Below are 22,544 nucleotides of genomic sequence, written 5' to 3'. Positions count from 1 at the left end.
TTCTTTATGCATCTATATTAGCATAAGCGGCATTTTTTTCTATAAATTCTCTACGAGGTGGTACATCGTCTCCCATCAACATAGAAAATATACGATCTGCTTCTGATGCATTATTTATTGTAACCTGACGTAAAGTTCTTCGTTCCGGATTCATAGTTGTATCCCATAGCTGTTCTGCATTCATTTCTCCTAACCCTTTATATCTTTGTACTGTAAATCCTTTTCCTTGAGCATTAGCTAGTTGCGTTGCTATTTCTTCTCTATGTTTATCATCCCACGCATAATATTCTTTATTTCCTTTCTTTAATAAATATAAAGGAGGGGTAGCTATATAAATATATCCTCTTTCAATCATTTCTTTCATGTAACGGAAAAAGAATGTTAATATTAGAGTTGTAATATGGGAACCGTCTACATCTGCATCCGTCATAATAACTACTTTATGATATCTTAGTTTTGATAGATTTAATTCCTTTGAATCTTCTTCAGTGCCAACGGAAACTCCTAATGCTGTATATATGTTTTTTATTTCTTCACTTTCAAAAACTTTATAGCTCATGGCTTTCTCTACATTTAAAATTTTACCCCTTAGTGGTAAAATAGCTTGAAACATACGATCACGCCCTTGTTTAGCTGTTCCTCCAGCTGAATCTCCTTCGACTAAAAATAATTCACTTTCTTCAGCATTACGAGAGGAACAATCAGCTAATTTACCAGGAAGTCCGCTTCCTCCCATGGGAGATTTTCTCTGAACTAGTTCTCGAGCCTTTTTGGCAGCTTGTCTTGCTTTGGCTGCTAATAATACTTTTTGTACAATTTGTTTAGCCTCATTAGGATGTTCCTCTAAATAATTAGTTAACATCTCCGAAACAATTTTATCTACAGCTGAACTAACTTCTGAATTTCCTAGTTTAGTTTTAGTCTGTCCCTCAAACTGAGGTTCCATAACTTTTACTGAAACAACTGCTGTTAATCCTTCCCTAAAATCATCACCTGTAATTTCAACTTTTTCTTTTGCTAAATTTATATTCTCATCTGCATACTTCTTTAAAGTTCGGGTTAAAGCTCTTCTGAAACCCGTAAGATGGGTTCCTCCCTCATGGGTATTAATATTATTCACATATGAATGTATATTTTCAGTATAAGAAGTATTATACCTCATAGCCACTTCTACAGGAACATTATCCACTTCACCTTCCATATGTATAATTTCTTCCATTAAAGGTTCCCTATTGCCATCTATAAATTCTACAAATTCTTCTAGTCCTCTTTCTGAATAAAAAGTATCTGATTTGGGATTTCCATCTTCATCTATTTCACGCAGATCTGAAAGGTTTATAGTTATTCCTTTATTTAAAAAAGAAAGTTCTCTTAATCTTGCTGCTAAAGTATCATAATTATATTCTGTATCATTAAAAATCGTAGCATCCGGTGTAAATGTTACAAATGTTCCTGTATGATCGGAAGTTCCTACAACTTCAACAGGAGCTAATGCTACTCCTTTAGAATACACTTGTTTATATTGTTTCCCGTCTCTGTTTACAATAGCTATTAATTCCGTAGATAATGCATTTACACAGGAAACCCCTACTCCATGTAATCCTCCAGAAACCTTATAAGAATCTTTATCAAACTTACCACCCGCACCTATTTTAGTCATTACCAGTTCTAATGCCGAAAGTCCGGTTTTGGTATTTATATCTACAGGTATTCCCCGTCCATTATCTTTTACGGTAATAGAATTATCTTTTTCAATAATTACGTCGATTCGATCACAATAACCAGCTAATGCTTCATCAATGGAATTATCAACAACTTCATATACTAAATGGTGTAGCCCTCTAAGTCCTACATCTCCAATGTACATTGATGGACGCATTCTAACGTGTTCAATTCCTTCTAATGCTTGAATACTATCAGCTGTATATTTTTTTTCACTCATATTATTATAATATCAATTCTTTATTTAACTGAAACAGTTAACTACAAAAATACAATATTTTATTGTATTTCCCTATGAACTAAATGCAAAATGTTTCTTTATTTTTTACATTTTCTATATTATGTAAACAAAAAAAACCGGATAATGATATCCGATTTTTTTGTTTTATACAGGTTTGAATTAAATTTCAGAGTATGTTTTTATTAATGCACTAAAATCTTCTATATTAAGTGATGCTCCTCCTATTAATCCTCCATCTACATCGGGTTTAGAAAAAATTTCTTTAGCATTCGAAGGTTTCACACTTCCACCATATAATATTGATACAGAATCGGCTACTTCTTTCCCATATTTATCTGCTATTAAACTTCTGATATAAGCATGTATTTCCTGTGCCTGTTCTGGAGTAGCTGTTTCTCCTGTTCCTATAGCCCAAACCGGCTCATAGGCAATAACTACTTTACTAATTTCTTCTGCTGAAAGATTAAATAAGGCCACTTCTGTTTGTCTTTTTACAACTTCAAAATGTTTTCCTGCTTTTCTTTCTTCCAATACTTCTCCATTACAAAACATAGGTGTTAATCCATTCTCTAATGCTATTTTAACTTTAGCTCCTATTTGTTCATCGGTTTCTTTATGATACTGTCTTCTTTCGGAATGTCCTATAATGGATCCATCAACATGAAGAGAAGTTAGCATCTCTGCAGACACTTCTCCTGTATAGGCTCCTGATTTATGTTCAGAGATATCTTCAGAAAATATTTTAAAATTTTTATGTTGAGCCTTAGCGTTTTCTAAATAAACAAAAGGAATCCCAGCTATCACTTCACATTTTGGTGAATTTGCTTGTAAATATTTGTCTATTTCTGATAATAATAATTGTGCTTCTGGTAGAGTTTTATTCATTTTCCAGTTACCTGCTACGATTTTTTTTCTCATAATTATACTATTTATCTATAATTTTTCAATTTGTTTTATAGTAGGTAGATCATTTACATGATATTTAGCTACTACTATTCCTTTTTTTAAAATCATTAATCCTATTACACTTCTATTAATTGTTTTTAAAGTAGTAGGATCTGTTATACATGATTTAATAGGAATCATAATCTTCGGATCATTAGTAGCCACTACAAAATTAATATTTTTTTGCATGAGCTCATTAGTGATTTTTCTCAACTTTGCTTTTTCTATAATGCTTAATTTATGAGCATAGGGAATTGTAAATACTAAAAACTTGTCTGAATTTACTACTTCTTTTGCTCTATCAAAACCGTCACATTCTATGTAAAAATCATGAACTGAAGGCAATACTGCTTCTTTAATTATTTTTTGATCCGTTTTTATTATATGCCATAAAGTATCTTCCCAAATGCCACTATTCATGTATTCTTCTGAAGAAACTTTTTTTTGTTTTTTATCCTTACTATTTTCCATAGTATAAATTATAGAAATTTCTGGTGGAATACCATCATTCATTTCTTTTTTTAAATCTTTACCTATGGCATAGGGTCTAAAATCGATAAGAGGTAAATGTGCTATTCCCATATATGCTATCCAACAACAAAAAACAAAAGATATTATAACTAATGTAATTCTTATTTTTGATGGAAATACGGGTTTTATATATTTTAAACCTAAAACCAATATTATTATAAATAACAATAATATTATATCTTTATAAAAAGAAAACCAAGGTTTAAGTTTCAATGCATCACCAAAACATCCACAATCAGTAACTTTATTAAAATATGCTGAATAAAATGTTAAAAATGAAAAAAATATAATAAGTGATAAAAGTGCATATACAGTAAATTTTTTACATATTCCCAGAAGTAATAACACTCCTAACATAACTTCAGCGATTACAAAAAATATAGATAATGGCAAAGCCAAATTTTCTAAAAAAGAAATATTAAAAACTCCTTCTCCAAAATACTCTTCCAGTTTATATGAAAAACCTATGGGGTCTATTGTTTTTACGATTCCAGAAATTATAAAAATGATCCCAACAATAACTCTAAAAAAATTTGTAACGTATTTCATATAACTTCTTTTTAGGAATTATAGTTTAATAAAATTAATGCAAAAACTGCATAATTCACAATGTCATAATAATTAGCATCTAAACCTTCTGAAACTAGAGTTTTACCTTCATTATCTTCAATTTGTTTTATTCGTAACAATTTTTGAAGAATTAAATCTGTAATTGAACTAACCCTCATATCTCGCCAAACTTCTCCATAATCATGATTCTTTTTTTGCATTAAATCTTTAGCCTCATTTACTTTTTTTTCGTATAGTTTGATTGCTTCTTCAGTATTTAAATCCGGTTGTTCTGCTACACCTTTTTCCATTTGAATTAATGACATAACAGAATAATTAATTATGGCAATAAACTCTCCATCAACATTTTCAGGTACTTTTTGTTCTCCTTTTTCTTGTAAAGTTCTTATCCTACTAGCTTTGATATATATCTGGTCAGTTAAAGATGGAAGTCTTAAAATTCTCCATGCCGAGCCATAATCTAACATTTTATTCTTAAATAATTTTTTACAGCTAGAAATAACATTATCAAATTGTTGAGAAGTATCTTTCATATTTTTATAATTCTTAGCAAAAATACTATTATTTAATTAATATATTTTCTTATTAAAAATTTTATCTGAAAATGTAATATATTATATTAGTTAAACATATTGCAAATGAAGAAAGTATAAGCATTATAAATTTCTATTAATTTGTAAATAAATATTTCAAATGTTTTTTAAAAATATATCCCTAATATTTAAAAAAAATAAAAATAGACAACATATAAATTATTTTTTTGCATAAAGAATAATTTAATTCTTATATATAAGTAATTAAAATTATAAATACAACAGTGTTTACATTTAAATTTCAATTCCGACTGTTTCCAACTGGAGTATTCGAAAAATCAATAAAAAATAAGATTATATATTTGCCATATTTAATTTTGTATAAATTATATTTTATATGACTATCAATGTAAATGGAGAGCTAATAGATTTTTCAGAGCCTAAAATTGCCGGAATCTTAAATCTAACTGAAGATTCTTTTTATGATGGAGGCAAATATTCTACTATGGATAAAGCTTTAAAACAAACGGAAAAATTAATTGTAGATGGGGCTGATTTTATAGATATAGGTGGTCAATCTACACGTCCTGGGGCTGATTTTTTATCTGCTGAAGTAGAATTAAAAAGAATAATTCCTGTTCTTAGACAAATAAAAAAAGAATTTCCGGATTCTAAAATTTCCGTAGACACTTTTTGGTCAAAAGTAGCGGAAGAAACAGTCAATGAAGGCGCAGGAATGATAAATGATATTTCTGGTGGGAATATTGATAAAAATATGTTTTCAACTATAGGCCGTTTGAAAGTTCCTTATGTTCTTATGCACATGAAAGGGACTCCTAAAACAATGTCTCAACAAACTAATTACAAAGATCTTATACTAGACATCAATTATTTCTTTTCAGAAAAGATAAATGAATTAAAAGAATTGGGTGTTAATGATATTCTTTTAGATCCGGGATTTGGATTTAGCAAAACTATGGAACAAAACTATGAAATAATGAAAAACCTTGATAAATTCGCTATCTTCAATCTTCCTTTATATGTAGGTATATCCCGTAAAGGAATGATATATAAATTATTAAATACCACTGCCCAGAAAATTCTTACCCCAACTTCTGCTTTACATTTGTATGCTTTAGAACATGGAGCTCATTTACTCAGGGTCCATGATGTAAAAGAAGCAAAAGAAATAATAAAATTATGGGAAATGTTGAAATAGTCTTAAAAATATTTATAATTTTATTACCTCATTTTTTGTATGCAAAATTCAGAAATTATTTTGGTAAATATTACAGGGGCAGATAAACCTGGTATTACTAGTGCTTTAACTCATATATTAGGAAAATATAATGCTAAAATTTTAGATATAGGTCAAGCTAATATCCATCATTCACTATCTTTAGCTTTAATTTTTATGTCTAAAAATGGAAATTCAGGAAATATTCTGAAAGAAATACTTTTTAAGGCTAATGAATTAAATATTAATGTACGTTTTTCTGCATTAACGCAACAAGAATATTCTGATTGGGTAAAAGTACAGGGAAAAAATCGCTATATAATTCATATTTTAGGAAAAGAGTTAAATGCAAATCAAATTTCTATTGTTTCCAAAGTTCTGCTTAAATTTAAACTAAACATTGAAAGAATAATCCGCCTTACTCAGAGAATCCCTTTAGATAAACAAATTAATCGTACTTGTTTTGAATTTGCTGTAAGAGGAAATCTTACTAATATAAGAGAAATTCAAAAAAAATTTTTAATCATCTCATCTGAATTAAATATTGATATAGCTTTGCAAGAGGAAAATAAATATCGGAGAATGCGTAGATTAATCTGTTTTGATATGGACTCTACTTTAATTCAGACCGAGGTAATTGATGAATTAGCGGAAAAAGCAGGAGTTGGCAAAGAAGTAAAAGCTATTACGGAATCTGCAATGAATGGTGAAATTGATTTTTGTGAAAGTTTTAAAAGGCGTATTAAGCTATTAAAAGGTCTAGACCAGTCAATATTAGAAAAAATAGCAAAAAAACTTCCTATAACTGAAGGGTTAGAAAGACTAATGATTATTCTTAAAAAAAGTGGTTATAAAACGGCTATAATATCAGGTGGTTTTACTTATTTCGGAAATTATTTAAAAGAAAAGTTTGGTTTTGATTATGTTTTTGCTAATACTTTAGATATTGTTGATGGTAAGTTAACAGGAAAATATATAGGTGACATAGTTGATGGCAAAAAGAAAGCTGAATATCTAAAATTTTTAGCTCAAAAAGAAAATATTGATATTCAACAAACAGTAGCTGTGGGGGATGGTGCCAATGATTTACCTATGCTTTCTATTGCCGGATTAGGTATCGCTTTTCATGCAAAAAAAACAGTTAAAGAAAATGCAAAACATTCACTTTCTACAATTGGATTAGATGGAATTTTATATTTTTTAGGATACAAAGATTCCTCAGAAGATATAGAAATGTTAAACATATCTTGAAAAAGATTTTTTACTGATTTACTCCAGACATTTCTTTGCCATCTCCCGATTTTAACCTTCGGAAGATAAATGTAGATAGGATTGTTATCAACCCTAAAACAATAAAGGTTGCTTTAAAAGTAAAAATTACATCTTTAAATATTTTAGAAGCATCAAATCCTCTTAAAATCATTGAACTTACAGAAATTCCGAAACTTATTGATAATTGTTGAGTTACTGATAACATAGTATTTCCATGACTAGCATTTTTAAGAGTTAAATCTGCTAATGAAATACTATTCATAGATGCCATTTGAATAGAATTAATAGCTCCATATAAAATTAAAATAGGAATGAAATACACTAAAGGTGTATTTTTATTAGGTAATGCAAATAATGAAATAATAAAACCTAATAGTAAGGTATTAATAATCAGCAATTTTCTATACCCAAAATATTTTACTAAAGGAACTACCCAAGATTTAGCTATCACTGTAGTAATGGCTGAAAAAATAAGCATGATTCCAGCAATAAATGGTTTTTTTCCATAACCTACTTGTAACATTAACGGAAGCATAAGGGGAACTCCCCCAACTCCTAAACGAGTAGCTAAATTTCCTATAATCCCTATTCTTAAAGTCCTTATTTTAAATATATTTAAATTTATTAGAGGAGAATATGTATGTTTTGAGTATATAACATAAATTACTAATAAAAAGAAACCTAAAAGGAAAGTAATTAAAAATTCCCATAAATTAGAAGTTTGATCTCCACCAAATTCCAAGCTCAAAGAAAGCAAAACTAATCCCAATCCGAATAAAAATAAACCTATAAAATCAAATTTACCCTTTTCTCTTTTATAATTGGGCACTACTTTCAATGATAAAAAAATTCCCATAAACCCAATAGGAATATTAATTAAAAATATCCAATGCCATGAAGCTACTTGTACTAACCACCCTCCTAAGGTTGGTCCTATTACCGAGCCAATCAATCCGGGCATAGTAACAAAATTAATAACTTTAAGAAGTTGATTTTTAGGATAGGTATACAAAAGTATCAAACGTGATACAGGTACCATCATAGATCCTCCAATTGCCTGTATAATTCTTGTTATTATTAGCAATTCTAAAGTTTTTGATAAAGCACAGGCTAAAGATCCTAAGGTAAATATAGCTACCGCCATAATAAAAATATTACGCGATCCAAATTTATCTGAAAGCCATCCACTTAAGGGTATTAATAAAGCTAAAGTAAGTGTATAAGCTATGATAATTGAATGCATTTCTAAAGGAGATCTATGTAATTTATTAGCAATAGATGGTAAGGCTGTGTTTAGAATTGTACCATCTAAAGATTGCATAAACATAGCAATGGCTCCTACCCAAGGTAGCCATTTAGAAATTTTTACCTCCTGCATAAATTATTTTTAGATTGTCATGTAAATAATGTAATAAAAAAGTTAAAATTATAATATAAAATTGATTTGATAGATTCACTTGTTATTTTATATTTTACCAATAAATGTTTTATAAAACAGATAATAAATGTGTTTTTTCTAAATTCTTTTAAAAAGAAATTTAAATCAAAGATAAAACCAATTTTCAGAGTAAACCTAAATATCTAAAAATAAATTAGTTTTAGTAAAAATGTTATGGATTAGATTAATTACCTTTTGAGTAGAAAAAAACAATTCTTTTTTTTCTTCATTTTTTAAATCATTAATCTCTATCTTCCAAATAAACCTGTTAAAAGGCAAAATTTTAAATTCAAAAATATCATCTTTTATTAATCCCAATATAACATCTTCTAAAGAATTTAGTTTGGAAAAAATTTCGATAGCTTGAGACTCTAATACAGGTAGTGCTTCTTTTTTATTAATAGAAAGTAAATTCGGTTTATTTTCCAGATAAATATAAATCATTTATTTATTTAAAAATTTTGACTTTGTGATGAGATTAAAACGCCAAAGCAACATTATAGATACAAACCCCAGACCTAAACAAAGACCTATCCAAGTTCCTACTGCTCCCATTTTTTGGTGAATGCATAAATAATATCCTATAGGTAGAGCGATAACCACATAAGAAATAAAACTAATTATTGTTGGTACAACTACATCTCTCATACCTCGTAAACTTCCAATACATACAACCTGTATACCATCAAAAATTTGAAAAAATGCTGTAATTATAACCAATTTTGAAGCTATGGAAATTACTTCTATTTTATCTTTAGAAAAATATATTAATGGAAGTTGATTTTTAAAAAGAATAAAAAATATTCCACATAAAGCCATGAAACCTGTTACCACGTAAATACTTGCCATGCCTGCTTTCCTCATATCCGAAACATTTCTCTTTCCATAAAAACCTGCAACTCTTACTGTGGCTGCTACAGCAAATCCATTGCATATCTGAAAAGTCATTGAAGCTAAATTAGAAGTGACTGAATGAGCAGAAGTATCTAAAAAACTATGCATACCAGCAATAAAAGATGCTGCTGCAAAAGAAGTAATTTCAAATAAGGATTGTAATGAAGAAGGCAAACCTATAGATATCAATTTCCTATAATAAGCTATATTATAATTTTTCCATTTTACTAATTTTAAATAAGCAGATGATTTTTTATTTACATGTAAAACAAAAATTAGTAAAAACATTATAAAAATACGCGATATTAAAGTTGCTGTAGCAGAACCCTTTACTCCCATTTCTGGAAAACCCCAATACCCATACACTAATCCATAATTTAATATAATATTTATTACATTAGAAGTAATTGTAGCTATAGTAACTAAAATTGTCATTGATATACCTTCAGAAAACTGTCTATAAGACTGAAAAATCATTAGAGGTAGTAAACTATAAGCACTTATATTTAAGAATTGAATAGCATCGGGTATGACAGACGGATCTTGATGGGCTTTATATAATAAAGGGGATCCTAATTCTAACATAATTATGATAAATAATGCAAGCCCTACATTCATTGTCATTCCATGGGTGAAAATCTTTGAAATTCTAGTATTATTATTTTTAGCTACCGAAGAAGATATTAATGGAGACATTGAGAATGAAAATCCTAATAAAAAAACTAAAAATATTATAAAAACACTGGTTGCTAATGAAGCAGATGCAACAGCTCTCTCACCTAAACCTGCTATAATTATAATATCAATAAAATTAACTGAAACCTGCCCCAATTGAGTAATTACTACAGGCAAAGCTAATTTTGTGTTTGCTTTAATATGTTCTTTTAAATTCATAAATTATTAGAATTTTAGTAGAGCTTGCAAAAATAAAAATAAAAGGTGATATTTATAAATGTTATTTCTTGTTTTAATAATAATTAAATGCATAAGCCATAAATACATGGATCTATTTTTATATTTGTAGAAATTTTATTTTTTTATAAAAATATACTGGTGACATAATGCTGTTTGTCTTATATACTTAGACTTTTAAAACTCATTATTGGATCTACTCAAATCAGAATAAAACTACAGGTAAATTTTTCAAGAAATTAATTATATAAAGTGTCAAATTTTATTATATTTAACCTATAGTCCGACTTAAAATAAGTACCTTTGCTCCAGCTATAATCAGAGAGACAATAATCTAATACATGAAGAATCCGGTTAAAGAAAGCTATGCTTTCCAGAAAATTATAGTCATTGTAGGTTGTATTTTATTTCTTGTTAAATTATCTGCTTGGTATCTTACAAAATCTGTTTCCATACTTACCGATACTTTAGAAAGTACGATCAATATACTTGCTGGTTTATTTTCTTTGTATAGTTTATATATCTCTTCTAAACCTAAAGATCGTGATCATCCTTATGGACATGGAAAAATTGAATTTATTTCTGCAGGTGTAGAAGGAGGCTTAATTACAATTGCCGGTTTTATTATAATTTTTGAATCTATTAAAAATTTGTTTATTTCTCATTCTATTTCCAAATTGGATTATGGGATAGTATTGGTAACGGCAAGCGGATTTGTAAATTATATTTTAGGGGTAATAGCCATACAAAAAGGAAAAAAAAATAAATCTTTAGCTTTGGTTTCAGGTGGAGAACATTTAAAATCCGATACCTACTCAACTATAGGGTTAGTTATAGGTTTAATACTAATTTATTTTACTCATTTTTTTTGGTTAGATAGTATTATTGCATTATTTTTTGGAGGAATTATTATTTACACAGGAATAAAAATTATAAGAAAATCTTTAGCTGGTATTATGGATGAAGCCGATGAGGATTTAATAAAAGAACTTGTACAAACATTAGAAAAGAAACGTAATGATAATTGGATAGATATCCATAATGTAAGGTTTATAAAATATGGAAGCAGTTTGCATTTAGATAGCCATTTAACCATGCCATGGTATTTTAACTTAAAAGAGTCTGATAAGGAATTACGTTCACTAGAAAAAATTATAAAAGATAATTTTGGAAATCGTTTTGAAATGTTTGTACATGTTGATGGATGTGAAGATTATTCATGCCAAATATGTCAGAAAAAGGATTGTCCTGTAAGAAAGTACCCTTTTAAACAAAAAATTACATGGACCATAGAAAATATAGAATTGAATAGAAACCATAGTCTTGAAAATTTAAATTTATGAATAAACCGGTGAAATATCTTAAAATTGAAAAAAAAATCTTTACCTCTCCATTAGGGAAAATTGGATATATTGTTATATTTGTTCTATTAGGAGCTATCTTTATGAGTATTTTGGATTTTATATTATATGGATTTATAGATAATTTTTATTTAACAAAGTTTATTTTTAATGGTGAAATGAGTTTTTCCCGATGGTTTAGCTTAATATATAGCCAATACAGCTATTCTTTTTTAAAAATATTATTTTTCGGTATTATATTTTTATTTATAGCCATTTATAGAAGTAAAACTTTAAACAAAATTTTTTCTAAATAATTTTATAATGAAAAATTAAATTAAAGTTTACATAAAATTAAATTTATGATTATACTACCTTATCTGAAACAGTTATTCAAATTATAATAAAAAAAGAAAATTTTAGTTAAAAAAATAAATTCCGAATTAATTTCATCATTCGGAATTTAATATTTTATTATTTATTCAAAATTTCGGAAAGAACTTCTTTTATTATATTGGATTTTTTTTGCACCTCTTCATGGGTCCATAATAAGGAAATAGGTATGGTTACAGTCCTACTTATTACAGCATCTGATTTAGAATAATCGGCACTTGCATAATTAGGTAATAATTCTTTATGTTCTTTATATAAAGGAGCTAATGTTTTAACTAATTTTAAATGATCCCATTTTTTAATATAATGCCAGTTATTATCAAACCAATAAGCATTTCCTATACCTTTAGCTGATAGAGCTAAAGAAGCTTTTCTAGCCAACTCTTCAGTTGTAAGAAATATACTAAAAAAAGAAGCATTATCGCCTTCTTCATCTAAAATTTTTCTAAAACTTATCCCTTCTATTTCTTTTAATGCATTTTTAAGTATTTTTTTATTTTCTCTTTGTATAGAAAGAATTTCATCTAACCTCTCAAACTGAGCAAGTCCTACAGCTGCATGTAATTCAGAGATTCTGTAATTTAAACCTAAGTTGGGATGATTTTCCGCACCTCTATTATTTCCTATATGGTCATGACCATGATCTGTATATTGATCTGTATGAATATAATATTCTTTATTATTAGTTAGTACGGCTCCCCCTTCTCCACATGTTACAGTTTTTACAAAATCAAAGGAAAAACAACCTAGGTCTCCAATTGTCCCTAAATATTTTCCTTTATAAGTAGCTCCGAATGATTGACATGCATCTTCTATAAGAAGAATATTGTGTTTTTTTGCAATTTCTTTAAGAGCTGTAAGATCAGCCATTGCGCCACACATGTGTACTGGCATAATCACCTTAGTTCTAGGCGTAATCGCTTGTTCTACAGCTTTAGGATCTAATGTGAGTGTTTCATCAATATCAACTAATATAGGAATTGCTCCAACGCTTAATACAGCTTCAAAACTAGCAACAAAAGTAAAAGTAGGTAGTATTACCTCATCCCCTGCGCCTATTCCTGCTGCATTTAAAGCTGTTAGCAATGCAGTGGTACCACTACTTGTAAGCTGTACATGTTCTACCTTCATTCTTTTTTGAATTGCTTGCTCAAATTCCTTAGCTTTCCAATGATTGTTTCGTAAAGATTCAAAATTATAGCGCATTAATATTCCGCTTTCTATAACATCATTCAGGTGTTTTTTTTCATTATCACCCCAAAGTTCATATCCTGGCATAATATATAATATTTGTGTTTATTTACTTTAATAATACCTAATTGCAAAGTTACTCATTCGCTATGATATTAGAATAAAATAGAAATAAAAAAGAGAGGGTGTATACCAGCAGGGTTGATTTCTAAGAAAAGTAATTGTATATAAACTAATTAAATTTCTAAGTGGCAGAAAGTCAATTAACTGTTATACCCCTCCATTAAGGATGACTTATTTTTCAAAAAACTCTTTTAACTTATGGTCACCAAAATTAATACTTTTATTTTAAATAGTAATTAAAATTACACTAAAATAAATTTATTAAAAAAATAACTTAAACTTTTTTTACAAATAGTAATATTATAAAAAATTTATTAATCTATTAACAATTAATGTATTTGAAGTAACTATATATTTGTTTTCTAGTTCAAAACCAAACTTTTAGAATAAGTTTATATTTTTTAAAATATAGAAACAGAAAAATTTTGTTTTAAACATTAATTTCTAATTTGATTGTTTTAAAATAATTTATAGCCTAAAATTATTTTTTTATATTCTTTTTTTTATTAATATTATTTAAATATCTATAAAATTATATTTATATATTTGTGTATATTAATAAATGATCATATAAAAATATACTACATATGAGAAATCTATCTTTATTTTCCTTCTTTATATTTTTTATCATAGTATTTAATAATTTTTGTAATAGCCAAACAGTTTCTCCTGTAATTATAAAAGATCATAATGAAACAAAAAATTCTATTAATATAGATTGTAATTATAAATTTGAAAATAAAGCACATGGCATTAAGTTTACTGTAGAATATCCTGAAATCAATAAACCTTTAGATTATACTGTCTCATCTATAAATTATACACCTTATGGAAATTTTAGTGAAGGAAAAGAAATTATAATTGACAAAGACGATAAATGGAGTGATGAAATTAAGCTGCCATTCGACTTTTGTTTCTATGGTAATACCTTTAAATCTATTGTAGTAGGAGATAATGGAGTTATAAGTTTTAATGCCGCAGAATATGCCTCTACAGAATGTCCTTATACTATTGCTGGTCCAATTCCGAATGTATCTCTTATGCGTAATACTATTTTTGGGGCTTATCATGACATGACCAATGATAGTAAAGCCTTTGGTTGCGCTAATATTGGTAATTGTGGAAAAATTACTATGGCTACCTATGGATCAAAACCTTTTAGAACTGTAGTTATCAATTATTTTAATATGAATCATTTTAACTGCGATAATAAAAAATCTACACTTCAAGTTGTTCTTTATGAAACTACTAATATAATAGATGTTTTTATAAAAGATAAACCCTTAACGTGTGCTGCTGGAAATGAAAAACAAGCACTTATAGGATTAACCAATGGAAGTGAAAAAAATCCTATAGGTATTTTTCCACCCAACAGAAATAAAGGAATATGGGAAACACAAAATGAGGCTTGGCGTTTTACTCCAAAAGGAAAAATTAAAACTTCAATAGAGTGGTATGATGATAACAATAATTTAATAGGGACTGGAGAAAGTGTTATTGTATATCCTTCAAGTAATACTTCTTATAAAGCTAAAATTTTGTATAATACTTGTTCAGAAACCTATCTTACTGGTACCATTCAAGTTCTTTTTGATAAAGAATTTCCTACAGCTAAAAAAATAGATAAAAATAAATGTTTTGATGGAAATTTCCCTAACAAAGTTGACTTTAATTCATTGGCACTTGAATCTATTGGATCACAAAAAAATGTTAATTATAGTTTTCATAATTCTTTAGATGATGCTATAAATTATCAAAACTCAATAAACGGACTTGATAATTATTTGATGACGGTTGATTCAAAAACTTTTTATTTAAGAGTTGAAAAAACTAAAACCTGTATTACAGTGGTTCCATTAACTATAAAACTATTTAAAACTCCCAAATTAAGAGACAAACAAGAAATTCAATTTTGTTCTAATAAAAATAATAATCCTGTAACCTTATATACCAAAGACTTCAGCGAATCAATTGAAAATTATGCAGATTGGATGAATGTAGAATATTATTATTCTTATGAAGATGCCCAAAAACAAATTAACCCGATAAATTCTCTTGAAATACATTTACCAGACAAAAAAAAGTTATATCTACGTATATATAATAAAAATTATAAGGAATGTTCGCAAATTATTACTGCTCAATTTTCTTTTCCCACTAGCATAGAGTTACCAACTATGAAGATCACAACCTGTGGAAATGTTAAAGGTGAATATAAAGACCTAACGGTTTATGAAAAATTGGTTACCGATTATAAAAAATATCATTTTACCTATCACATAAGTAATAAGGATGCTCTTAAGGGGGTAAACCCTATAGATAACCCGAAGCATTATCCTGTAAATACATATGATGTGTACTATGTAAGAATAAATAACTATGATAATAAATATTGTCCTCCAATAGGAGAAATAATAATTACAGAGGCTGTTACTTCAGTAGAATCTTCAACAAAATATATATGTGATAATAATGATAAAGGAAAAACCAATGTAAATCTAAATGATTTCTTCAAAGAAATGGTTGGCTCCTCTAATATTTCGTTAATTGGCTTTTATTATGACAAAAATGCGACTATCCCTGTTTCTAACCCTAATGTATTTGAAATATCTCAAAATTTTATTAATGTTTATGTAAAATTTCATGATTTTAAATTTAATTGTGATTTTAATCAACCTATTAACATTTATTTTTATAATAAAGTAAAAAAAATATCTACTTTCGAAATTTGTGATATGGGGCATGATGGCAATGAAAAATTCTCATTACATAACTTGAATAAAATTATGCTTGACGGATACCCTATTGGAACCAAAGTCACTTATTATAATTCGCCAACTTTAGATTCATCCATCACTGATATACTATTGACCCAAGATACAGATGTCTATATAAAAGTTGAATTAAAAAATAATTGTTTTTTTACTTATAAAATTAGATTATTATTAGTTAATCATAGTTTTGCTGAAACTAAAGACTATACAGTAAAACTATGTGATAATAATTCTGATAATAGTGAAATTGTAAATCTTACAGAATATAATAATTTCTTAATTAGTAATACTACAGGATATAATTTTTCTTATTTTGAAAGTTATGATGATGCACACGATAATTTAAAACCTATTATTAATTTTACTAATTATGCTGTTAATTTTTCAAAAACCATTTATGTAAGAATAAATGATGATTCTTCTTGTTTCAACATTTCTAAATTAAATTTTCAAGATATTAATACCATAGAAGCGGTTGATTATATTTCTAACTTATGTAATTATGAAAAAAGACCTCCAATAAATTTAATGGATTATGCAAAGAAAGAAATGTTAAAATCTAATATTTCTAATATAAATATAAATTTTTATTATTCAAAAGATGGAGCTGAGAAAGAACTTAATTCAGATTTAATTTCCGATCCTAATAAAATTAATAATTACCCGATTAATTCTACTCAATCTTATGTATGGGTAAGATTTAATAATACAATCAATAATTGCTACACTATTCGTAGTATTGAAATCAATATTATTCCGCTTCCCAAATTAGTAGACAGTAAATATTTAGTTTGTGATGATAATTTTGACGGCATCTTTTCAATATGGTTAGAAAAACTTAAAAATGAAGTAATTGCAGATACTAATGAATATACTTTTTCTTATTTTCATTCCCAACAAGATGCGGATGACAATATAAATCCAATCCCCTATCCGGATAAAAAAGAATTTATCATTACTTCTTTTCCCAAAGATATTTATGTAAAAGCAACTAATAAATTTAATTGTAGTTCTGTAAAAAAAGTAATTCTTTACACTTTAAATAAAATACCAATAGATAAAACTCCTGAAATTATAAATTGTGACGAAGACTTTGACGGTATTACAACTTTTGATCTCACTTCGGTTTCTGATCAAATCAGTTTAGTTAAAGACGTATACTATGAATATTATCATAACCAGTCAGATGCTCAAAATCAAATAAATAAAATTAGCAATCCCGAAAATTATAAAAATATCAACCCGGTTAATGAGGTAGTTTATGTAAGAATATCTTCTCGAACTTCTTCATACTGTCCTTCTATAGGTTCCATTAAACTTACTGTATTACCTGTTCCGAAAAGTTCTTTAAAATCCGGATATAAAATATGTCCGGATGGAGAAACTATAATTATTGATGCTAATACGGGAAATGTTGATGATTTTTACGAATGGAGTAATGGTGAAAAGGGAACAAATCTGCATAAAATTACGATCAATGCTTCAGGTCATTACTGGGTAACAATTACGGGAACTAACGGATGTAAATACACATATAAAACATTTGTATCCGAATATGAAAAAGTTAAAATAAAACAAATCATTGCCGGTAAAGACTATATTAAAATTATTGCTGAAGGTCCGAAACCCCTTGAATATTCCATGGACAATATTACTTGGCAAAAAAGTAACACCTTTAGCAATTTAGAGCCTTCTACTTATTCTATTTATGTAAGGTCTAAAACATCACTCTGTAAACCTACAACAGCAAAAGGTATTATTTTTAAAATTAATAATTTAATAACTCCTAATGGAGATTCTCATAATGATAATTGGACATTATGTGGTTTAGATCTGTTTGATGGAATTCCTTCGCGTTTACAAATTTTTGATCGTTATGGAAAATTAGTATTTGAAGAATCATCAACTACTTGTTTTTCTTGGAATGGTTACTATCTAGGCAGGATATTACCTACCAATTCTTATTGGTATATTATAAACATAGCTGATGGTAGAAAATTTACCGGATGGATTTTATTAAAAAATTATGATCATTTATAATAAAAAATGACACAATGTAAAAGCATCCACAATTAAATTTATGGATGCTTTTATTATAGTTAGTTAGATATTATCAAATTAGAATATTATCTTTCACAATTACATTTCCTAAAGAATCGATTGTATCTAGGCAAACTTTTTCCAATTGATTTACAGATATTTCTGTATAAGGCTGCTTTACCCTGATATAATTTTCTGTATACCCAAACATGTTTCCTTCTTTATTATCATGTTCCCATAAAACTGTTTTTTCCTTACCTAACTGGGATTCATAAAAAGCATGCCTTTTCTTCTCAGAAAGAATTTTTAACATTTTATTTCTTTTTTTTCTTTCTACAATAGGTACGATTCCTTCCATCTTAATAGCTTCCGTATTTTCTCTTTCCGAATAGGTAAAAACATGTAAATAACTTATAGGTAAACTTTGAATGAAATTATAGGTTTCCATAAATTTATCTTCTGTTTCTCCAGGAAATCCAACAATAACATCGACTCCAATACATGCATCCGGCAATACGGACCGGATTTTTTCTACTCTTTCCTTATATAAATGGGAAAGATATCGTCTTTTCATTTTCTTTAATAAATCATCACATCCGGATTGTAAAGGAATATGAAAATGAGGGACAAAAATTTTACTTTGAGAAACAAAATCTATCACATCATCTTTTAATAAGTTGGGCTCTATGGAAGAAATTCTTACCCTCTCTATTCCCTCTATTTTATCCAATTCTTTTACCAATTCAAGAAAGGTATGTTCATGTTTTTTATTTCCATACTCCCCTTTTCCATAATCTCCGATATTAACACCGGTTAAAACAATTTCTCTTATTCCTTTATTAGATATCTCTCTGGCCTGATTTACAATATTATCTAAAGTTGCTGAACGAGAAATTCCTCTCGCTAAAGGAATAGTACAATAAGTACACTTATAATCACAACCATCCTGTACTTTTAAAAAAGCACGTGTTCTGTCTCCTATGGAATAAGATCCGACAAAAAAATCAGCTTCATCAATTTCACAAGAATGAATTTTTGTTTCAGAATCTTTTTTTAAATCATTAATATACCTATGAATATTAAATTTTTCCTTGGCACCTAATACCAAATCAACACCTTCTATTTGGGCAACTTCTTGAGGTTTAAGCTGCGCATAACAACCTATTATACAAATTAAAGCTTCCGGATTTTTACTTAATGCCCTTTTTACAATAGTTTTACATTCTTTATCTGCATTATCTGTTACAGAGCAGGTATTAATAATATAAATATCAGAAGCTTCATCAAAGGAAACTTTTGTAAATCCTTCGTTTAAAAGTTGTCTTGCTATAGTAGAAGTTTCTGCAAAATTTAACTTACATCCCAAGGTATGAAAAGCTACTGATTTTTTTGTTTTCTCAAGCATTTTACAAAATTAATACTTTTTAATAGCTTAATAAAAAATCAATACTTTTAAATTAAACTAATTGTGCGAAATTTCTCTTCCATTAACAGGTTGAATGGGTCTATTGTTATTTTTAGGAAGATGCTTGGCTATTTCTTCTATTTCTTCAATAGACATAGTTATTGGATTTTTAAATATTATCCAGTTTACGTTCTCTACACAAGGTGGAGTGGTTAATGATCCTAAATAATGATAATAACTTTTATCTTTAGGATACATTTTTTCAGGATTGAAATTAACCTCAGTATTTACTTTGCCATTTTTAGCCAAAGTTTTGAAAATTTTTAATTTTTCAAAGTAAGAATTTTCGTTTCCTTGTTTTACAAAAACGCCAATTACTAATACAGAACCATCTTCTGCTTTATGAACAAAATGCAGTTCTAAAGGATATCTTATGCCATCAATTGTATGTTCTGATTCTTCATGGGCATGAAATTGAACTAAATTATATACTTTATGATCATAAATTATAGAACTGCCTTGTTTAAAATCAAACTCTAATGAGTGTCCATTATCAATAATAGTATTTACACTACCATCGCCATAATTAAATAAAATTTTGGGTAATTTTTTATTAATTACAGTTTGAGAGATATTTATATTTATAGGTGATTGTAATTTTCCTATTCCACACTGTATTCCTTCTTCTATTTCGCCCCAATGCTCAGGAGATTCTTGTCCTTCATATCCCCAATGATGATGTTGTGAAAAAGCAATGGTAAAAGATAAAAAACTTGCTAAACATATTATTTTTTTCATTTTGTAAAATATTATAATAAAGTGTAAAATTAGTAAGTATAAAATTATACTTAAAGTTAAATTTGTGTTAATAATTTTACCATTCAAAAGTAACGTCCTGTTCTATATCCGGAGAAAGGGTTAACGCAACCGGACAGGTATGCGCCACACGTTCCAGAATAGTTTTCTGCTTTTCCTTCAGATTTAATTGAGGAAAACGAATTATAATTTTTATTTTTCCTATCCTTCTTGGCGATGCATTCATTATTTTGTAACCTCTGCTTTTGTTCCTTTTAAATCTATATTCATATCCCTGGCTTTGATATCCATGATTGTCAATATACAACTGGCTAATGCACTAGCAACCATATCAGTAGGAGAAAAGTTTTCTCCCTTTCCATGATTATCTACCGGGGCATCTGTTAATATTTTAGCACCACTCTGAATATGAACAGAATCCGTATGCAAATCTCCTTCATAAGTTACCTGTATAGTCATTTGATTTTTTTTTACCTATTTCAAAGTTAAAAATAAAATATGAAAATTAATTTTCTATATTACAATTTATCCATTCCGGATCAAAAGAAGCCTTATATTTTTTATAAAATTTTATTGCCGGTTTATTCCATTCTAAAACCTGCCACATCATACCCGTAAATTTTTGTTCTTTCATTTCCTTAAGAAGTGTATCAAATAACATGCTTCCTATTCCCTTTCCTCTCCATTCTTTATTGACAATAATATCTTCCAGATACAACCGTTGTCCTTTCCAAGTAGAAAAACGTATATAATATAACGAAAACCCAACAATAATATTGGTTTTTGTATCTACAGCGACAAAAGCTCTCCAAACCGGATTTTTACCAAAACCGCTTTCTTCCAGGTGTTCTAAAGTTATAGTAACCTGTTCCGTTGCTTTTTCATATTCTGCTAACTCCCGAATTAATTCTAATAACCTGGAACAATCTCCTTTTTGGGCTCTTCGTATTTGTATATCTAACATCATAATTATTTTACATTTAAAATTGAAACTAAACATATCTAATAAAAAACCTTTTATCTTTAAAAATAAAAGGCTTTTATTTCTTAATCTGTAAAATATGAAATATACAAAATCTATACTTACCTTTTCTAAAAATATATATTATTTATTCTGAGAATCTATTATTTGTTTAAGTTGTTCTATTTGTTTCTGTTGTTCAATTATATATATAGTCATCTCTTCTATCTTTTGCAACAAGAGATTAGTCATTTCTCCCAATTGCAATCCATTTTCCTGAATTTCTTTAGCAGATGGTATTTCTGGTAAATGATGATTTTCTCTGGTATATTTTTCTACTTCTTCTAAAGAAGGTAACTTATATTCTTTTTTTAGCGAAGATCTTCCTGTATAATATTTCTGAAATACATAATCAGCAGGAACCTGCAAATCTATTTTTACTTCTTCTGCATGAATTTTACCTTTTACAGTAAGCCTTTCATCTGGATCATTAGTTCCTAATCCTATAAAACCATTTCCATAATTCATTCTAAAATATTCTTGATTTCCGTGTCCCATCGTTATTCCTACCTTATCATATCTATGGTTTTCAGCAGTACCTACACCGGAAGGTGGAATACTATTAAATTCTATATATCCCTGAGGGGTAATATCAGTTACTAACTGTAATCTCGTACTTGCTGAAATCCACTGGTTATCATTTGCCCACCTCATTTGTTTTATTATTAATTTATTTTGATTAGCATTAGAAGAAGTAAAAGCAGCAATTGGTAATTCAGATCCTTTTTCTTGTCCTAATTTACCTCCAGAAACATCAAATTTGGCTATAGGATTATGAGTAGCTATTCCCAATCTTCCATTTTCCCGTAAAAACATTCCTTTGGATAAGTCATCCCAAGGAGAACTATTTATTCCAAAATATAAAAAATGATAATCATTTCCTATACCAAAAGCCCCTATTCCTGCTGAAATTGGAGAATTAAGTGTTTGTTTATAAACAAACCTTTCGCCCAAACTCCATCCATAGATGGCTTAATCATTTCAATAGCCCCTCCATCAATAACCGGAGATGAATTTTTTTCTGTTGGATATTGATTCTGGGCTTTTACCCATGTAGTTATAAATAACAAAGAACATAGACTCATAAGTATTTTTTTCATAATAATTTAATTTTAAACAAATGTAATTTTTATTTTACTTATACCC

At 28.0% G+C, this 22,544-nt stretch carries 19 protein-coding genes; 4 read left to right on the top strand and 15 right to left on the bottom strand.

Going from position 1 to position 22,544, the window contains the following annotated elements; all coding sequences use genetic code 11:
• Positions 1 to 4 precede the first annotated feature (4 nt).
• From gyrB to C4S77_RS07590, 4 genes are all read right to left on the bottom strand, one after another.
• Entirely contained in the window at positions 5 to 1,942 is a 1,938-nt protein-coding gene (gyrB, locus tag C4S77_RS07605) for a DNA topoisomerase (ATP-hydrolyzing) subunit B (protein WP_105194083.1), read from the bottom strand.
• A 180-nt stretch (positions 1,943 to 2,122) separates the two neighbouring features.
• Positions 2,123 to 2,881, bottom strand: coding sequence for a triose-phosphate isomerase (tpiA, locus tag C4S77_RS07600; RefSeq protein WP_105194082.1), 759 nt, complete (start codon positions 2,879 to 2,881; stop codon positions 2,123 to 2,125).
• 15 nt (positions 2,882 to 2,896) lie between these two features.
• On the bottom strand, positions 2,897 to 3,988 hold the full coding sequence (locus C4S77_RS07595) for a BT_3928 family protein (protein ID WP_105247034.1): 1,092 nt from the start codon (positions 3,986 to 3,988) through the stop codon (positions 2,897 to 2,899).
• An 11-nt stretch (positions 3,989 to 3,999) separates the two neighbouring features.
• On the bottom strand, positions 4,000 to 4,542 hold the full coding sequence (locus C4S77_RS07590; protein WP_105247033.1) for a DUF1599 domain-containing protein: 543 nt from the start codon (positions 4,540 to 4,542) through the stop codon (positions 4,000 to 4,002).
• 397 nt (positions 4,543 to 4,939) lie between these two features.
• On the opposite strand from C4S77_RS07590, the gene folP reads away from it, so the two are divergent.
• On the top strand, positions 4,940 to 5,761 hold the full coding sequence (gene folP / locus C4S77_RS07585; protein WP_105247032.1) for a dihydropteroate synthase: 822 nt from the start codon (positions 4,940 to 4,942) through the stop codon (positions 5,759 to 5,761).
• A 39-nt stretch (positions 5,762 to 5,800) separates the two neighbouring features.
• Positions 5,801 to 7,030: a phosphoserine phosphatase SerB gene (serB, locus tag C4S77_RS07580; protein WP_105247031.1), complete on the top strand. Its 1,230-nt coding sequence runs from the start codon at positions 5,801 to 5,803 to the stop codon at positions 7,028 to 7,030.
• A 10-nt stretch (positions 7,031 to 7,040) separates the two neighbouring features.
• Here serB and C4S77_RS07575 read toward each other — a convergent pair whose 3' ends face one another.
• From C4S77_RS07575 to C4S77_RS07565, 3 genes are all read right to left on the bottom strand, one after another.
• Positions 7,041 to 8,429 (bottom strand): DHA2 family efflux MFS transporter permease subunit, encoded by a 1,389-nt coding sequence (locus tag C4S77_RS07575; protein WP_105247030.1) that lies wholly within the window; start codon positions 8,427 to 8,429, stop codon positions 7,041 to 7,043.
• Positions 8,430 to 8,624: 195 nt separating this feature from the next.
• Positions 8,625 to 8,933, bottom strand: a complete 309-nt coding sequence (locus C4S77_RS07570; protein WP_105194076.1) for a hypothetical protein — start codon at positions 8,931 to 8,933, stop codon at positions 8,625 to 8,627.
• Positions 8,934 to 10,277 (bottom strand): MATE family efflux transporter, encoded by a 1,344-nt coding sequence (locus C4S77_RS07565; RefSeq protein WP_105247029.1) that lies wholly within the window; start codon positions 10,275 to 10,277, stop codon positions 8,934 to 8,936. It lies immediately after the preceding gene.
• 359 nt (positions 10,278 to 10,636) lie between these two features.
• On the opposite strand from C4S77_RS07565, the gene C4S77_RS07560 reads away from it, so the two are divergent.
• Complete coding sequence (locus C4S77_RS07560) at positions 10,637 to 11,638, top strand: cation diffusion facilitator family transporter (protein ID WP_105247028.1); 1,002 nt, start codon at positions 10,637 to 10,639, stop codon at positions 11,636 to 11,638.
• A 471-nt stretch (positions 11,639 to 12,109) separates the two neighbouring features.
• Here C4S77_RS07560 and C4S77_RS07550 read toward each other — a convergent pair whose 3' ends face one another.
• Entirely contained in the window at positions 12,110 to 13,306 is a 1,197-nt protein-coding gene (locus C4S77_RS07550) for a DegT/DnrJ/EryC1/StrS family aminotransferase (RefSeq protein WP_105247026.1), read from the bottom strand.
• A gap of 623 nt (positions 13,307 to 13,929) precedes the next feature.
• Here C4S77_RS07550 and C4S77_RS07545 point away from each other — a divergent pair.
• The gene (locus tag C4S77_RS07545; protein ID WP_105247025.1) at positions 13,930 to 18,156 is read left to right on the top strand and encodes a T9SS type B sorting domain-containing protein; all 4,227 of its coding nucleotides are present in this window, start codon (positions 13,930 to 13,932) and stop codon (positions 18,154 to 18,156) included.
• A 73-nt stretch (positions 18,157 to 18,229) separates the two neighbouring features.
• Here the strand turns inward: C4S77_RS07545 and mtaB are convergent, their stop codons facing one another.
• From mtaB to C4S77_RS07515, 7 genes are all read right to left on the bottom strand, one after another.
• Positions 18,230 to 19,561 carry a tRNA (N(6)-L-threonylcarbamoyladenosine(37)-C(2))-methylthiotransferase MtaB gene (gene mtaB, locus C4S77_RS07540; protein ID WP_105247024.1) on the bottom strand — a complete coding sequence of 444 codons (1,332 nt, stop codon included), beginning with the start codon at positions 19,559 to 19,561 and terminating at the stop codon, positions 18,230 to 18,232.
• Between the two features lie 57 nt (positions 19,562 to 19,618).
• A complete protein-coding gene (locus C4S77_RS07535) occupies positions 19,619 to 20,359 on the bottom strand; it encodes a carbonic anhydrase (protein WP_105247023.1) in 741 nt (246 codons plus the stop codon).
• 76 nt (positions 20,360 to 20,435) lie between these two features.
• On the bottom strand, positions 20,436 to 20,603 hold the full coding sequence (locus tag C4S77_RS13560; protein ID WP_395856214.1) for a hypothetical protein: 168 nt from the start codon (positions 20,601 to 20,603) through the stop codon (positions 20,436 to 20,438).
• Positions 20,603 to 20,836, bottom strand: coding sequence for an OsmC family protein (locus C4S77_RS13555; RefSeq protein WP_395856212.1), 234 nt, complete (start codon positions 20,834 to 20,836; stop codon positions 20,603 to 20,605). The genes C4S77_RS13560 and C4S77_RS13555 overlap by 1 nt, the downstream gene beginning before the upstream one ends.
• Before the next feature lie 46 nt (positions 20,837 to 20,882).
• Entirely contained in the window at positions 20,883 to 21,344 is a 462-nt protein-coding gene (locus C4S77_RS07525) for a GNAT family N-acetyltransferase (RefSeq protein ID WP_260209608.1), read from the bottom strand.
• Between the two features lie 138 nt (positions 21,345 to 21,482).
• On the bottom strand, positions 21,483 to 22,352 hold the full coding sequence (locus C4S77_RS07520; protein ID WP_105247021.1) for a hypothetical protein: 870 nt from the start codon (positions 22,350 to 22,352) through the stop codon (positions 21,483 to 21,485).
• Positions 22,295 to 22,498 (bottom strand): hypothetical protein, encoded by a 204-nt coding sequence (locus C4S77_RS07515; RefSeq protein WP_105247020.1) that lies wholly within the window; start codon positions 22,496 to 22,498, stop codon positions 22,295 to 22,297. Before C4S77_RS07515 ends, C4S77_RS07520 begins: the two co-directional genes overlap by 58 nt.
• Positions 22,499 to 22,544: the final 46 nt, after the last annotated feature.

The sequence above is a fragment of the Apibacter adventoris genome (assembly GCF_002964975.1).
GTDB classification, from domain to species: domain Bacteria; phylum Bacteroidota; class Bacteroidia; order Flavobacteriales; family Weeksellaceae; genus Apibacter; species Apibacter adventoris.
The sequence above is the reverse complement of the archived record's forward strand: the minus strand, read 5'-3'. Positions and strand labels throughout refer to the sequence as shown.

Bases quoted from the DNA above. Each gene is read 5' to 3' on its own strand.
- gyrB (WP_105194083.1), bottom strand. From the start codon at position 1,942: ATGAGTGAAAAAAAATATACAGCTGATAGTATTCAAGCATTAGAAGGA.
- tpiA (WP_105194082.1), bottom strand. From the start codon at position 2,881: ATGAGAAAAAAAATCGTAGCAGGTAACTGGAAAATGAATAAAACTCTA.
- C4S77_RS07595 (WP_105247034.1), bottom strand. From the start codon at position 3,988: ATGAAATACGTTACAAATTTTTTTAGAGTTATTGTTGGGATCATTTTT.
- C4S77_RS07590 (WP_105247033.1), bottom strand. From the start codon at position 4,542: ATGAAAGATACTTCTCAACAATTTGATAATGTTATTTCTAGCTGTAAA.
- folP (WP_105247032.1), top strand. From the start codon at position 4,940: ATGACTATCAATGTAAATGGAGAGCTAATAGATTTTTCAGAGCCTAAA.
- serB (WP_105247031.1), top strand. From the start codon at position 5,801: ATGCAAAATTCAGAAATTATTTTGGTAAATATTACAGGGGCAGATAAA.
- C4S77_RS07575 (WP_105247030.1), bottom strand. From the start codon at position 8,429: ATGCAGGAGGTAAAAATTTCTAAATGGCTACCTTGGGTAGGAGCCATT.
- C4S77_RS07570 (WP_105194076.1), bottom strand. From the start codon at position 8,933: ATGATTTATATTTATCTGGAAAATAAACCGAATTTACTTTCTATTAAT.
- C4S77_RS07565 (WP_105247029.1), bottom strand. From the start codon at position 10,277: ATGAATTTAAAAGAACATATTAAAGCAAACACAAAATTAGCTTTGCCT.
- C4S77_RS07560 (WP_105247028.1), top strand. From the start codon at position 10,637: ATGAAGAATCCGGTTAAAGAAAGCTATGCTTTCCAGAAAATTATAGTC.
- C4S77_RS07550 (WP_105247026.1), bottom strand. From the start codon at position 13,306: ATGCCAGGATATGAACTTTGGGGTGATAATGAAAAAAAACACCTGAAT.
- C4S77_RS07545 (WP_105247025.1), top strand. From the start codon at position 13,930: ATGAGAAATCTATCTTTATTTTCCTTCTTTATATTTTTTATCATAGTA.
- mtaB (WP_105247024.1), bottom strand. From the start codon at position 19,561: ATGCTTGAGAAAACAAAAAAATCAGTAGCTTTTCATACCTTGGGATGT.
- C4S77_RS07535 (WP_105247023.1), bottom strand. From the start codon at position 20,359: ATGAAAAAAATAATATGTTTAGCAAGTTTTTTATCTTTTACCATTGCT.
- C4S77_RS13560 (WP_395856214.1), bottom strand. From the start codon at position 20,603: ATGAATGCATCGCCAAGAAGGATAGGAAAAATAAAAATTATAATTCGT.
- C4S77_RS13555 (WP_395856212.1), bottom strand. From the start codon at position 20,836: ATGACTATACAGGTAACTTATGAAGGAGATTTGCATACGGATTCTGTT.
- C4S77_RS07525 (WP_260209608.1), bottom strand. From the start codon at position 21,344: ATGATGTTAGATATACAAATACGAAGAGCCCAAAAAGGAGATTGTTCC.
- C4S77_RS07515 (WP_105247020.1), bottom strand. From the start codon at position 22,498: ATGAAAAAAATACTTATGAGTCTATGTTCTTTGTTATTTATAACTACA.